The sequence below is a fragment of the Kaistia algarum genome (assembly GCF_026343945.1).
Classification (GTDB): Bacteria; Pseudomonadota; Alphaproteobacteria; order Rhizobiales; family Kaistiaceae; genus Kaistia; species Kaistia algarum.
The window spans coordinates 365,683-379,980 of record NZ_JAPKNJ010000003.1 but is presented as its reverse complement, the minus strand read 5'-3'; the positions used below and the strand labels follow the sequence as shown (position 1 = coordinate 379,980).

General features: G+C 66.4%; 11 protein-coding genes. 4 read left to right on the top strand and 7 right to left on the bottom strand.

Translation table 11 applies throughout. The features are described from left to right. Positions 1-13 precede the first annotated feature (13 nt). The 3 genes from OSH05_RS20110 to OSH05_RS20100 are packed head-to-tail and all read left to right on the top strand — an operon-like array spanning position 14 to position 3,453. On the top strand, positions 14-1,252 hold the full coding sequence (locus OSH05_RS20110; protein ID WP_104217884.1) for a pyruvate dehydrogenase complex dihydrolipoamide acetyltransferase: 1,239 nt from the start codon (positions 14-16) through the stop codon (positions 1,250-1,252). Positions 1,253-1,264: 12 nt separating this feature from the next. Beyond that, on the top strand, positions 1,265-2,707 hold the full coding sequence (locus OSH05_RS20105; RefSeq protein WP_104217885.1) for an NAD-dependent succinate-semialdehyde dehydrogenase: 1,443 nt from the start codon (positions 1,265-1,267) through the stop codon (positions 2,705-2,707). Between the two features lie 29 nt (positions 2,708-2,736). After that, the gene (locus OSH05_RS20100) at positions 2,737-3,453 is read left to right on the top strand and encodes an SDR family NAD(P)-dependent oxidoreductase (RefSeq protein WP_165801492.1); all 717 of its coding nucleotides are present in this window, start codon (positions 2,737-2,739) and stop codon (positions 3,451-3,453) included. A gap of 33 nt (positions 3,454-3,486) precedes the next feature. Here OSH05_RS20100 and OSH05_RS20095 read toward each other — a convergent pair whose 3' ends face one another. The 5 genes from OSH05_RS20095 to OSH05_RS20075 all read right to left on the bottom strand — a co-directional run bounded on the left by OSH05_RS20095 (position 3,487) and on the right by OSH05_RS20075 (position 10,314). Next, a complete protein-coding gene (locus OSH05_RS20095) occupies positions 3,487-4,989 on the bottom strand; it encodes a sugar ABC transporter ATP-binding protein (protein WP_104218211.1) in 1,503 nt (500 codons plus the stop codon). Then, positions 4,989-6,083: a strictosidine synthase gene (locus OSH05_RS20090; RefSeq protein ID WP_104217886.1), complete on the bottom strand. Its 1,095-nt coding sequence runs from the start codon at positions 6,081-6,083 to the stop codon at positions 4,989-4,991. Before OSH05_RS20090 ends, OSH05_RS20095 begins: the two co-directional genes overlap by 1 nt. Further along, positions 6,083-8,203, bottom strand: coding sequence for an ABC transporter permease (locus OSH05_RS20085; RefSeq protein WP_104217887.1), 2,121 nt, complete (start codon positions 8,201-8,203; stop codon positions 6,083-6,085). The genes OSH05_RS20090 and OSH05_RS20085 overlap by 1 nt, the downstream gene beginning before the upstream one ends. 73 nt (positions 8,204-8,276) lie before the next feature. After that, on the bottom strand, positions 8,277-9,293 hold the full coding sequence (locus OSH05_RS20080) for a sugar ABC transporter substrate-binding protein (protein ID WP_104217888.1): 1,017 nt from the start codon (positions 9,291-9,293) through the stop codon (positions 8,277-8,279). A 25-nt stretch (positions 9,294-9,318) separates the two neighbouring features. Further along, a complete protein-coding gene (locus OSH05_RS20075) occupies positions 9,319-10,314 on the bottom strand; it encodes an ABC transporter permease (protein WP_104217889.1) in 996 nt (331 codons plus the stop codon). A 338-nt stretch (positions 10,315-10,652) separates the two neighbouring features. Between OSH05_RS20075 and OSH05_RS20070 the strand changes: the two genes are divergently transcribed. Further along, the gene (locus OSH05_RS20070) at positions 10,653-11,369 is read left to right on the top strand and encodes a FadR/GntR family transcriptional regulator (RefSeq protein WP_266352862.1); all 717 of its coding nucleotides are present in this window, start codon (positions 10,653-10,655) and stop codon (positions 11,367-11,369) included. 26 nt (positions 11,370-11,395) lie between these two features. Here the strand turns inward: OSH05_RS20070 and OSH05_RS20065 are convergent, their stop codons facing one another. Together OSH05_RS20065 and OSH05_RS20060 are read right to left on the bottom strand one after the other, a co-directional pair. Beyond that, the gene (locus OSH05_RS20065) at positions 11,396-12,448 is read right to left on the bottom strand and encodes a zinc-dependent alcohol dehydrogenase (protein ID WP_104218212.1); all 1,053 of its coding nucleotides are present in this window, start codon (positions 12,446-12,448) and stop codon (positions 11,396-11,398) included. A 19-nt stretch (positions 12,449-12,467) separates the two neighbouring features. Continuing rightward, positions 12,468-14,204 (bottom strand): acetolactate synthase catalytic subunit, encoded by a 1,737-nt coding sequence (locus tag OSH05_RS20060; RefSeq protein ID WP_104217891.1) that lies wholly within the window; start codon positions 14,202-14,204, stop codon positions 12,468-12,470. Positions 14,205-14,298 lie beyond the last annotated feature (94 nt).

Here is a 14,298-nt window from a genome sequence, read left to right as displayed (position 1 = left end):
CCGGAGCCGTCGGATGCCCAAGGAAATCCTGATGCCGTCCCTTTCAGCCGGGATGGAGGAAGGCACGCTGGCGCGCTGGCTGAAGGCCGAGGGCGATGCCGTCGCGGCTGGCGAGATCATCGCCGAGATCGAGACGGACAAGGCGACCATGGAAATGGAAGCCGCCGAGGCCGGGATCCTCGGGCGGCTACTCGTCGCCGCCGGGACGAATGGCGTGCCCGTGAATGCGCCCATCGCCATTCTCCTACAGCCCGGAGAATCGCTCGCCGAAGCGCCGACGCCCGCGCCCGCCGCGCCACCGGCTCAGCCAGCAACACCAGCCGCCCCGAAGCCTGCGGTCGCGACCCGAGCGGCCGACGACGTATCGCCGCGGCACCTCGCCTCGCCGCTGGCGCGCCGTCTCGCCGCCGAGAGCAACGTCGACCTCGCCTCGCTCACCGGCAGCGGTCCGCGCGGCCGGATCGTGCGGCTCGATGTCGAACGCGCACGTGCAGCCGTCGCGCCGGCGCCGTCGTCACCAGCGGCCGAGCCGCGCCAGGCACCGGCTTCCGAAGCTCCCGTCGAGCGGGTCACGCGGCTGCCGCACAGCGCCATGCGCCGGGTCATCGCCAGACGGCTGCTCGAATCGAAGCAGACCGTCCCGCATTTCTATCTGAGCGCCGAATGCGAGATCGATCGCCTGCTGGCGCTGCGGGCAGACCTCAACGCGGTCGCGGCGGACGAGTACAAGCTTTCCGTCAACGACCTCGTGATCAAGGCGGCCGCCAAGGCGCTCCGCATTGTGCCCGAGGCGAATGCGATGTGGACGGAGGATGCGATCCTCCGTTTCGATGATGTCGATGTCTCGGTTGCCGTCGCGACGGATGGCGGGCTGATCACGCCGGTGCTGCGCCGGGCCGACGAGAAGAGCCTCGGCACACTTTCGAACGAGATCAAGGAACTCGCCGGACGGGCCCGCGCCAACAAGCTGAAGCCCGACGACTATCAGGGCGGCGGCTTCACCGTATCCAATCTCGGCATGTATGGCGTCGTGTCCTTCGCGGCGATCATCAATCCGCCGCAGAGCTGCATCCTCGCCGTCGGCGCCGGAAAGCGCCGGGCCGTCGTGCGCGAGGACGACACGATCGTCGCCGCCACGGTCATGAACTGCACGCTCTCCGTCGACCATCGCTCGGTCGATGGCGCGATCGGTGCCCGCTACCTCTCCGCTTTCAAGGATCTGATCGAGCAGCCGCTTCGCCTGCTCGCTTAAGGGAGCTTCACGATGGATCTCGTCGACCCGGACTTGCTTCGCGACCGTTGCCTGATCGACGGCATCTGGACCGGGAAGCCGAAGCTCGCCGTGACCGATCCGGCAACGGGCGAGATCATCGCGCATGTGCCGCAGCTCGGCGCGGCGGATACGCGCGAGGCGATCGCCGCCGCCGAACGCGCTTTGCCGGCCTGGCGGGCCCGCACGGCCAAGGAGCGGGCGAACATCCTTCGCCGCTGGTTCGATGCGATCGGCGCGGCGACCGAAGACCTCGCCATGATCATGACGCGCGAGCAGGGCAAGCCGCTGGCCGAAGCACGCGGCGAGGTCGCCTATGCGGCGGCTTATGTCGAATGGTTCGCGGAAGAGGCGAAGCGCGTCTATGGTGAGATCATCCCGAGCCATCGCGCCGACAGCCGCCTGCTGGTCATCCGCCAGCCAGTCGGCGTCTGCGCCGCGATCACGCCATGGAACTTTCCGGCGGCGATGATCACCCGCAAGGCCGCTGCCGCTTTGGCCGCAGGCTGCACGATGATCGTCAAGCCGGCCTCGCAGACGCCGCTGACGGCGCTGGCGCTGGCCCGTCTCGCCGAGCGGGCCGGCATCCCGGCCGGCGTGATCAATGTCATCACCGGGAGCGCCCGCGAAATCGGCGGCGAGCTGACCGCGAACCCGGTCGTGCGCAAGCTCTCCTTCACCGGCTCAACCGAGATCGGCAAGCTGCTGATGGGGCAGAGCGCGGCCACGCTGAAGAAGCTCTCGATGGAGCTCGGCGGCAATGCGCCCTTCATCGTGTTCGACGATGCGGATCTCGATGCCGCCGTCGAAGGGGCGATCACCTCGAAATACCGCAACACCGGCCAGACCTGCGTCTGCGTCAACCGCATCCTGGTTCAGGACGGCGTCTATAAGGAGTTCTCCCGCCGGCTGGCCGTCGCGGTCGCACGGCTCGAGGTCGGCCCCGGCACGGAGCCCGGCGTGACGCAGGGACCGCTCATCGACGGTGCGGCGCTCGCCAAGGTCGAGGAACACATCGCCGACGCGGTCAAGCATGGCGCCGAAATTCTATCGGGCGGCCAACGACATAGCCTCGGCGGAACGTTCTTCGAGCCGACCGTACTCACCGGATGCACGCCGGACATGGCGCTGGCGCGTGAAGAGACCTTCGGCCCGGTGGCGGCACTGTTCCGCTTCGCCGACGAGGCGGAGGCGATCCGGTTGGCGAACGACACCGAATTCGGCCTTGCCGGTTATTTCTACAGCCGCGACATCGGGCGGATCTGGCGCGTCGCCGAGGCGATGGAGTGCGGCATGATCGGTATCAATACCGGTCTGATCTCGACCGAGGTCGCACCCTTCGGCGGCATCAAGGAATCCGGCTTCGGCCGCGAGGGATCCCGCCACGGCATCGAGGACTACAGCGAACTCAAATATCTCTGCATGGCCGGCCTTTAGGCGAGCCAGCGCCTTCGAGGGAGGAAACCTTGTCCAGCTATGTTCTGATCACCGGCGCCAATGGCGAGATCGGCCGCGCCGTCGCGCGGGCCTTCGCGGCGGAGGGCGCGACGCTCGCCCTGACGGATCTCAATCCGGCGGCGCTCGAGAGCTTCGCCGCCGAGCTGCCGACGGAGGCGCATGTCTTTCGCCATGACGTCGCCAATGGCGAAGAGACGGCGGACCTCGCGCGCCAGCTGACCGAGCGCTTCGGCGCGCTCGACACCGTCATAACCTCGGCCGGCCTTTACGAGCACCTCCCCTTCGCGACTCTGAAGCCGGGCGACTGGGCGCGCGGCATCGCGGTCAATCTCGACGGGGTCTATCTGACGCTGCAGGCCGTGCTGCCGCTGATCCGCGACGGCGGCAGCATCATCAACATCGCCTCGATGGCCGGCCATCGCGGCAGCGCCGACCATGCGCCCTATGCCTCGGCGAAGGGCGGCGTGCTGGCGCTGACGCGCAGCCTCGCGCAGGAGCTGGGGCCGCGCATTCGGGTCAACGCGATCTCGCCGGGTCTGATCGATACGCGGATGATGCAGAGCCTCGCGCCGGACCGGGTCCAGAAGGCGATCGAGGGTCTGCCGCTGCGCCGGCTCGGCCGCGTCGACGAGGTCGCTTCGGTCGCCGTCTTCCTGGCAGGACCCGGTGCGTCCTATATCAGCGGCGAGGCCATCCAGGTGAATGGCGGCCTCTACATGGCGTGAGGCCGCTGCCGCCTCCGAAACACGCTGCGGCCGTCAGTGGACGGCCGCATACATGATCTTCTCTTCGGTCGCCCGGCCCGGCGTGAATTCCTCGACCACGCGGCCCATGCGGTAGACGAGGATGCGGTCCGACAGCACCATGATCTCCGGCAGATAAGACGAGATCACCATCACGGCGAGACCGCTATCGGCGAGGTCCTGGATGACCTTGTGGATCTCGGCGATCGCACCGACATCGACGCCGCGCGTCGGCTCGTCAAAGATGACCAGCTTCGGCTTCTGCACCAGCGACTTGGCGATCACGACCTTCTGCTGGTTGCCGCCCGAGAGCTCGACGATGCGCGCATTGGGGTTGATCGCTCGGATCTGCAGCAGCTTCGACCATTCGGCCGTCACCGCGCGCGCTTCGCCCTGCGTCACGACGCTGCTCGACTGCAGGCCCGAGGCGAGGAGGCCCATCTGGATGTTCTCGGCGATCGACATAGTCTCGAAGAAGCCTTCGGCCTTGCGATCCTCCGTCACATAGACGATGCCGTCGCGCATGGCCGGCCGCGGTTCGCGATAGCGCACCGAGCGCTCGCCGAAGCGCAGTTCGCCGCCATGGAAGATGTTGCGCTTGATGACGCCGGCGATGATCTTCGCCGTCTCGGTGCGCCCCGAACCGATCAGGCCGAACAGCCCCGTCACCTGGCCCGCATAGATCGAGAACGAGGTGTTGCGGACCATCGAGCCCATGGAGAGGTTCTCGACGCTCAGCACCTTGGGGCCCGGCGGACGCGCATCGGCATCGCTGCGCTTGCGGCCATAGAGCTCGTTGGAGAGCGAGCGCCCGACCATGGCGCGGATGATGCCGTCGCGATCGAACTTGGACGTCACGTCGGACGCGACCAGTTCGCCGTCGCGCAGGATGGTGATCCGGTCCGAGATCGCCAGCGCCTCTTCCAGCGCATGGCTGATGAAGACGATCGAGACGCCGTCCTTGCGCAGGCGATCGACGAGGGAGAAGAAATAGTGCTTCTCCTCCGGCGTCAGCGTCGCGGTCGGCTCATCGAAGATGATGACGCGCGACTTCTGCCGGACCGCGCGGGCAATCTCGACCAGCTGCTTCTGCGCCGCGCCGAGGGTCGAGACGTTGGCCCAGGGATCGACGTTGAAATTGAGCGACGACAGGAACTGCTGCGCCGCGATGTAGAGCCCGCGCAGCCGGTTGAACAGCTTCTCGTCGCCGAGATAGAGGTTCTGCGCGACCGTCATCGACGGCACCAGGCTGGTCTCCTGGAACACCATGGCGATACCGTTGTACAGCGCCTCGGCCGGACGCTGGAAGCTGACCGGCTTGCCGTCGAGCAGGATCTGGCCCTGGCTCGGCTGCGTGACGCCGGCGATCATCTTGGTCAGCGTCGACTTACCGGCTCCGTTCTCCCCCAGGAGCGCGTGGATCTCGCCCTTGTTCAGGGTGAAATTGACGTTCCGGACCGCAAAGACGCCGCGATAGTCCTTGGAGACATCGCGCAATTCGATCAGTGGCGCCGTCATCATGCAACTTCCCTGCGATTGTCGTCCGCCGCGATCGCGAGCACGGCGCCTCCGCCTTTCGACGTCACCAGAGTGCGGTCGCCGATCGCGAGGCTGCTGGTGATGCCGTGGCGTGTCCCGTCGGCACGGCTATGAAAGCTCGCCTCCGGCAGGAAGCGCTCATTGAGGCGGACGAGGAGCCCGTAGGAGCGCGACGGCGCCCATGGCTTCAGGACGCCGAGCTGCTTCACCGATCCGCCCTGCAGCGGCTCGAGGAAGCTCTTGCCCGAGGAGAGGGCCGGCGCCATCCAATGGGCGGGATCGATCTCCTTCAGCATCTTCCGCCGGAAGGCAGGCTCGCGCAGCACGAATTCGATCAGCTGGCGGCGCGGCGCGAACAGGGAGAGCCAGAGCCCGCCCTCGCCGGCATCGAGGCGCGAGGGATAGGCCGGGAGATTGTCGAGCAGGACGGAACTCCGTCCCTTGTCGTCGAGGGCGATCAGGCGATGGCGCCAGGCCTCCGAGACGACGAGGCCGGCGCCCTTGCGGACCAGAAGACCCGCCGGCCAGCCGAGCTTTTCGGCGATGCGGCGTGCCGTGCCGGTCGCGAGATCGACCTGCCAGACGGAGCCGAGGTGGTTGCGCTCCATCAGATCGCGCGCCCAATCTTCCGGCCGGTTCCGGCTCGAGCCGACGGCGAGGAAGAGCTTGTCCGGCCCATCGAAGGCAAGCGCCGTGATGCAGGCCGCGTCGGCTTCGGGCAGGCCGGAGAGCCGGCGGCCCTCATGGGGACCGCCCCGGATGACCAGCCCCTTGCCGCTCAGCCCGACGGCAAGCGCCCCCTTGCCGTCGGCGGCGAGCGCGCTGATCGGCGCATCCAAACGTCCTGCCGGCGTCGTGCCGTCGATCAGATCCAGACGGAACAGCTCGGCGCCGCTGCTGAAGAAGCAGCGCTCGCCATCGCGGACGAGATTGTCCGCGCCCGCCGCCGTCGCGACCAGATCGGCCTGATCCAGCGCGTCGTTCGGCAGCAGCGCCCCGTCGAGCGGCGGCACCGTTACCGCCGCCTCGCCTGCGCCGAAGATCGAATCATAGGTTCGCTTGAGGAACGACATCAGGGCTGTCCCCAATAGGCGTACTGGCTGGTCCAGGACGGGTCCGCATCCGCCAGCTTGTGGCGGCCGATGCGGTTGTTGTTGATGCCGCCGAGATAGAGATAGCCCTTGTGCTCGCGCACCGAGGTGATCTGCGGATGCGAGGCGCCGCCGAGATCCCAGAGCGATTCCGTCACGGTCCCGTCCAGTGACACCTTGACCACGCAGCCGGTGTTCAGGTTCGGGTAGAGCCATTCATCCATGGCGACGCGCTGCGCCATGCGGCGGCGGAACGACGGCACGGTGAGGCTCATGTCGAAGACGGGCGAGCGCATGCCGGCGAGCGCGACCCAGAAGCTTCCGTCTGACGCCTTGTTCAGATTGTCGGGATAGCCCGGCAGATCGGCGACGACAGTCTCGACCTGGCCCTTCTTCGGGCCCGCAAACCAGAACCGGCTGATGCGGCAGGCCCAGGTCTCCGCGAAGAGCAGCGATTCGCCATCGCCGACCATGCAGATGCCGTTGGGGAAGATCCGGCCGGAGAGAACCGTGCGGGTCGTCTTGCTGCGGGGGTCATAGGCGATGATGCGGCCATTGCCGCGGCCTTCCAGCGCATCGACGGCCCAGTCGGACACGCCGTAGCGAACCGTCGCCTCGCTGAAGAAGACCCGGCCATCGGGGGCGATGTCGAGATCATCGGCCATGCGGATGCGGGAATCGTCGATGATCGACAGCAAGCTGCGATTGGTCTCGTCCGACAGACGCACGATCTCGCGCTCGGGCGTCACCATGTAGACGCCCATGCCGGCGACGCAGGCGTGAAGATTGTCCTTGGCGTCGAAGGCAAGGCCGAGCGGGAAGCCGCCGAGATGAACGAAGACCTCGGACTTGCGGTAGTCGGGCGCCAGGAAGCGGACGATGTCGCCCTGCCGGCCGCCGGTATAGAGATTGTCATGGCTGTCGAAGATCATGTCTTCCGGGCCATCCAGCTCGCCGAGGCCGATCGCCTCGACGCCATGGAAGGCATCGTTGACGGCATAGGGCGAGGCGGAGCCGGCTTCGGTCGCCGGGCGCTGCGGCAGCTCGAAATAGGTCGGCGACACATAGACCCGCGACAGCAGCTTGTGGCGGTTCTTGAGCCAGCGGATATCGACCGCGACCGCGAGCAGCAGGAGAAGCCCGAGCACCAACGGCGTCGCACCGCTCGGCATGTTGAGGCGGATCAGGCTGTTGGTGACGAGGAGCACGATCGCGGTGCCGAGCAGCGCCTTGAAGATCGAGCCACGACCGCCGCCGAGGCTGACGCCGCCGAGCACGGCCGCCGTCAGCACGGTGACTTCGAGGCCGATGCCGGTGTCCGGACCGACGCTGCCGAGCCGGGCGGCGTAGAACATGCCGCCGATCGCCGCGAACATGCCGGAGATGACATAGGTGATGCAGATGGTGCGGCGGACCGCGATGCCGGCATTATAGGCCGAGCGGCGCGAGCCGCCCACGGCCAGGATGTGCCAGCCATAGCGCGAGCGGCTCAGCACCAGATGCGCGATGATGGCGACAGCCACGAGCAGCACGAAATTGAACGGGATGCCGAAGAAATCGCCCTCGCCCAGGAACAGCCAGGCGTCGGAATCGCTCATCGTCATCGCGACCTTGCGGGCATAGGCGAGGATGAGCAGGTCGACGACGGCGCGCACGATGATCAGCGTCGCCAGCGTCGTCAGGAAGGCGCGCAACCGCAGATAGCCGACGAGCAGGCCGTTGATCAGGCCGACGAAAGCCCCGATGGCGGCGACGGCGGGAATGGCGAGATAGAGCGGCCAGCCGAGATAATTGATGAAGGCGAGCGCCGCGAAATTGGCGAGCGCGAAAACCGAACCGACGGACAGGTCGATACCGCCGGCCAGCATGACGATGGCGAGCCCGATCGCCACGAAGGCGACCTCGCCCAATTGGCGGGCCAGATCGGCGAACCCGGCGATCGAAAGAAAGCCGGGGATCAGCGACTGGAACAGCACGACCACGATGATGAGGAAGAGGAACGGGATCGTGTTGTCGATCCAGTTCTTCGAGAGCACCTCGCCGAGCAGATGATCCGGGACGAGCCGGTATCGCCATTTGGCAAAGGATTCAGAAACCGACATGTCGCGACGCCTCAAGATCTCGTGGTCACGAAAGAGGCAGCTCCGCCGGATGCGGGCGGAGCTGCCTTAAGGGTCAGAACGGCGCGGCGGCGACGTCTTCCATGGTCCAGCAGGAATTCGCGCGCATGGTCTCGCGCGAGATGTCCTTGATCGGCGTGTAGATGCCGTAGGGCTGGGAACCGGGCTTGGCCTTGACCTGCAGCACCTGGGCAATGGCGTCGGTCAGATCGCGCGCCTGGCCGATGGCGTCATAGCTGACATAGCCGTTGAAGGTGCCGTTCTCGATATTGTCGCAGGCCGGCTTCTGGCCGCCACCATTGGTGATCAGCTGGATGGCGCCGGTCTTGCCGGCTTCGCGGATCGCGGCGGCGACGCCGGCATCCATGACCTCCCAGAGGCCGACATAGGCGCACAGGTCCGGGTTCTGCTTGATGACGGTCGAGGCCACGGCATGCGCCTTGGTCGCGTCCCAGTCAGCCGACTGGCTGGAAACCACCTTGATGTCGGGATGCTGCGCCAGCGTATCTTCGATCGCCGTCATGGTGATGGCGTTGTTCGGATTGGTCGGCGTGCCCTGCATGATGGCGATCTTGCCGCTCTTGCCGGCAGCGGGGCTGCAGGCGTCGACGGCCATCTTCGCCTGATGCAGGCCGACCTCGTACCAGTTGACGCCGACATAGGCGTCGGTGGTCGCCACCGACTTCAGATTGATCTGGATGACCGGGATGCCTTCCTTCTGCGCGCGCTGCAGCAGCCGCGCATAGACCTGCATATCCGGATTATGGACGACGAGAAGGTCCGGCTTCTCCGTGATCAGCGTCGTCAGCGCCTGCGCGCCGGCGTCGCTGCTCCAGTTCGGATCGCGCACCGAGAAGTCGTAGCCGAGGCGCTTGCCCTGCGTCTCCATCGCCTTCGCCCAGACCTGCGGCAGGTCGAAGCTCATGGCGAGCGGCAGGAACACGACCTTCTTGCCCTTGAAAGTATCGTAATAGGACGGCGCCAGTCCGTCGTCGAACTGATCGGCGATCGCCGTGGATACAGAGCCGATGGCCAACAGAGCAGCCAATGTTCTTCCGATGAATTTCTTCATTATTTCCTCCTCCGATTTCAGATGATCAGATGTCGCCCTGCTGAGCCGTCTGCTCGTCGCGCGGGTTAGCCAGGCTGTCGACGATGATCGCGATGAGCAGAACCGTGCCCTTGACGATGTTCTGCATGGTGAAGGGCATATCGAGGATCGTCATTCCGTTCAGCAGGATGCCGATCAGGATGGTGCCGACCAGGATGTTGCGTACGCCGCCCTTGCCGCCGCTGAGCCCGATGCCGCCGAGGACGACGACGAGGATCACGTCGTAGACCATGGTCGACTGCGCCACGCGGATATTGACCGACGCGAGCAGCGAGGCGGTGATGAGGCCGGCACCGAAGGCGATGATCGACGAGATCAGGTACTGGATCACGGTCATCGGCCGGACGGGAATGCCGGCGATGCGCGCCGCGGCACGGTTGTCCCCGATGGCGTAGAAGTAGCGGCCCCATTTGGTGAAACGCAGGAACAGATAGGCGAGGATCGCCAGCACCGAGAACCAGATCACCGGCAGCGGCACGCCGAGGAACGAGTTCGAAATCGACCGCAGCCAGATCTCGTTGTCCGGCAGGTAGATGACGTCGAGATCGACCAGCGCCAGGCGGCCGAAGCCGTAGATGACGGTCGACATCGCTAGCGTCGCGAAGATCGCCGGGATTTCGACATAGGCGACGAGCACGCCCATGATGATGCCGACGGCTGCGGCGAAGGCGAGCCCGAGGCCGATCGCCTCGCCCGTCCCGAAGCCGCGATTGATCAGCGCCACGGTCCAGGCGGTCGAGAGCGCCATGGTCGCGACCATGGCGAGATCGATGCCGCGGCCGATGACGACGATGCCCATGCCGATGCCCAGAATGCCCAGAATGGCGACGTTCTGGACGAGGGAGAGGAGGTTCGACGTATCGAAAAACCCCGGAAGCAGGACGGAAAAGCCGATGAAGAGCAGCAGCGCGATGAAGAACACGATGTTCTCCTGGGTGAGCTTGAACCCACCTCGACCGCGCTCTGTTTGACTAGCCGACATTCACGACTCCCTTCACTCTCCCGCCTTCACGGAGAATGCACATTGGATGGCCCGGGCGACCGGCTAACGGTGCAGGATCGACGAGTCTTGGATCGACAGGACGGCGCCGATGCCGGCCGATGGCGAACAAGGTCCAGACTGCATATGCCCCTCCCAAGGCTCGTCGTGCCGCAAGGACGACGATCGGCGGCATCAGGCACGCCGTGATGTTGACGACTCTATGGCACTAATCAGCTTGCCTGACAAGCTACTAATAAGATTGCTGGCTTGCTCGTATCCATCGATGCGCTTAGTTACGTGCTATGGTGGTAGCGCCCCGGATTGTGGCGGAGCGATAGATGAGCGGTATGGACACGACGAACCGGCGTTTGGCGCCTCCTCGCAGCTATGCCAACAAGATCGCGGATATTTTGCGCGCGGAGATCGATCGCGGCGTGTTCAGGCCCGGCGAGCGGCTTCCGACAGAAGGCGCGCTTTGCGCGACCTTCGGTGTCAGCCGCGCCGTCATTCGCGAGGCGGTCAGCGCGCTGAAGCAGGGCGGCGTTCTCGAGAGCTATCAGGGGCGTGGCATTTTCGTATCCGGCAAGCTGCCGGAAGCGACGTTCCGCCTCGCCGAGGCGGATCTCAGCGACCGCGACGAACTGGACCGGGTTCTCGAATTCCTTCTCGCGCATGAATCCGCCGCCGCCGGCCTCGCCGCGGAGCGTCGGTCGGCCGAGGAACTCGCGCGGATCAAGACCGCTCTCGACGCGATGGAGGACGCCATTCGCCGCAACGAGACGGGTATCGACGAGGACCTCCAGTTCCACGCCCAGATCTCGGCCGCGACGAACAACGAGTTCTTCATCTCCTTCGCCGCCTTCCTCGAGAACCGGGTCCGCCACCTGATCCGCGAGGCGCGCGCCAACAGTTCGCGCGCCGGCCTGACGGACCTCGTCCAGCAGGAGCATCGCGAGATCTACAAGGCGATCGCCGAGGGCAACAAGGACGCGGCGCGCCTGGCGGCAGAACAGCATCTGCGCAACGCCGCGACGCGGCTGCGCCAGCGCGGCTGATCGGACGCCGAAGGCGAGAGCCGAACTCATGGCGTCACCGCGCTATCGCGATCGGCCAGCAGCATCACCTTGAGCGCCTGCCGGCTGGCCGCAATTTCGAAGCCTTCTAGCGTCGCGGCAAGAGGCAGGCGATGCGTGATCATCGCGCGCAGCGCCTCGCCATCTTCAGCCAGAATTGACAGCATGCGGGCGAAGGTCGCTGGCGAGGAATCATAGGCGGCACGGAGCTGCTGCTTCGAGCGGACGAAGCGCGTCAGGTCGAACTGCACCGGACGAGCATGGATGCCCGTCGCGACGAGGACGCCGCCCGGCCTCAGCCAGCCGAGGCCGGCCTCGATCGATTCCGGGACGCCGGTCGCCTCGAACACGATATCCGCCTCGCCGCCCAGCAGCGTCGTCGCGTCCGCCACACTGTCCGTACCCAGGTCGAGCGTTCGTTCGATCCCGAGGCGTCGGGCCGCCGCAAGCCTTGTTCCATCGTCCTTGCCGACCAGCAGCACGCTGGTCGCGCCGGCCCGCCGCGCGAGCCAGGCAATGCCGACCCCGATCGGGCCGGCACCCATCACGATGACCCGATCCCCCCAGCGCACGGCGCCGACATCGACGGCGTTGCCAGCCACGCAGAGCGGCTCGATCAGCGCACCGAGCTCGGCATCGACACCGTCCGGCAGGCGGAAGCAATTGGCGGCAGGCACCACGACCCGCTCGGCGAAGGCGCCATCGCGATGGAAGCCGACGATGCTGCGGTTGGCACAGAATTGCGGCTCGCCGATCCGGCAGGCGGAGCAATGGCCGCAGACCACGACCGGCGCGATGACGACACGGTCGCCGGGAGCGAACCCGACGACATCGTGGCCCACGCCGACGATACGGCCGCTCGCTTCATGGCCGAGCGTGCGCGGGAGATGCGCGGTCAGGAACTGATAGCCGTCGGTCCATTCATAGGCGTGGACATCGGAGCCGCAGATGCCGACGGCCTCGACCTCGATCAGGACGTCGTCGCCGGCAGCCACGACGGGCGCGGGGGTCTCCACCCGCTCCAATCCATACGCCGCACCGGTTTTCTGGAACGCCAGCATGCGCATCGGCTCCGTGGGCTCAGAACGGGCTGGCGAATTTGCCGGCATAGACAGTCACCGGCGGCTGCGCGCCGGAATCGGTGAGCACGTCGATGACAGCCGGCTTGCCGCTCGCCAGCGCCTCGGCCAGCACGCCCGCCAGTTCCGCGCCGTCCTCGACGCGAACACCGCGTATGCCGCAGGCTGCCGCGATCTTGGCGTGGTCGACCGGCGCGAAATAGACTGCGTCGGTGTGCTCGCCATAGAGCGCGTCTTCCGAATCCTTCTGGTAGCCGAGGATCTGGTTGTTGAGGACGATGGTGATGACGGGAAGGTCGAGACGCTTCAGCGTTTCGAGCTCGGACCAGACATGGCCGAAGCCGCCATCGCCGACGATGGTGATGACCGGCGCGCCCGGCCGCGCCAGGCTGGCACCGATGGCGAGCGGCAGCCCCCAGCCGAGACCGGCAAGCCCGCGCGGGGTGATGAAGCGCGCCCCGGCCTCCACCGCGGTCAGATAGTTCGCCGCCCAGATCGAGGAATAGCTCGCATCCGTCGTGACGATCGTCTCCGCCGTCAGGGCGGCATCGATCACCGCCATGACACGCTCCGGCCGGATCGGCACCGCGTCCTGTGTGCGGATGCGGTCGGTCAACGACTCCCAGGCGGCACGCGCCGCGGCGATCGTCGCCTCGGTATCGGCGCGGGCGGCGACGCGGCGCGACAGATCGAGACCCGTCATCGCCTCGCCGAGCGCGCGGATGCCTTGCCGAGCGTCGCCGACGAGGCGCAGAGCCTCATAGTTCCGGCCGATCTCCATCGGGTCGACGTCGAGATGGATGAAGGTCGCCGCATTCGGATAGAGCGACCAGCTGTCGGTACCGTTCTGGTTGGTCCGGTTGCCGATCAGCAGGACGACGTCGGCGTTGTCGATCAGCGGACGGAGATCGCGGCTGCGGCTACCCTCCCCCATGAAATAGCCGACGACGCCGAGCGAGAGCGGATGACGCTCGGAGACGACGCCCTTGCCCATGACGGTGGTCGCCACCGGAAGATGGAACGTCTCCTGCAGCCAGGCGAGCTCGGCGCTGGCATCCGAACCATGGACGCCGCCGCCGGCGATGACGAGCGGCGCCTTGGCCTCGGCGAGAAGCCGCGCCGCGGTCGCGATCGCCGCCGCATCGGGCGTGGGACGGTCGAGCGGTGCCGTGCCATACTGGTTCTTGCGCGGCACTAGCGGCGCCGGGCCGGCCGTCTCGATCAGGAGATCCACGGGCACGATCAGCACCGCGGGACCGGGACGACCCGAGGTCGCCGCGACGAACGCCATGTCGACATAATCGTCGATCCGGCTCGCATCCTCGATCCGGCGGACCCATTTGGCGCAGGAATCGAACAGACGGAGATGGTCGAATTCCTGGAAGGCGTTCTTGTCGGTCTGCGAGCGCGCCACATCCTGGACGAGCGCGACCATGGGAACGGAGGCCTTCAACGCCTCGGCGAGCGGCGGCACCAGAAGCGTCGCGGCCGGGCCGTTCTGCGCGGTCACCACGCCGACCTTCCGCGTCACCCGCGCATAGCCATCGGCCATGGTGCCGCCGGCATTCTCCGTCCGGTAGACGATCTGGCGGATGCCGACATGCGGCGCCGCAAGATGGAACGCGCTCGGAATGGACTGGCCGAAGACATGATCCACGCCGTGACGCCTGAAGGCCCCGGCCAGCCGCATGGCAACGACGGTCTCGTCGATGCGCGTGCCCTTTGTCTCTCCGGCCATTCGATCCTCGTGTTATATGATGTTTGTTATAACAAATAAACTTGCACTCCGAGCTGTTGTCAAGCACCTTGTCGGCGACGGTTTCGGCTGGGGA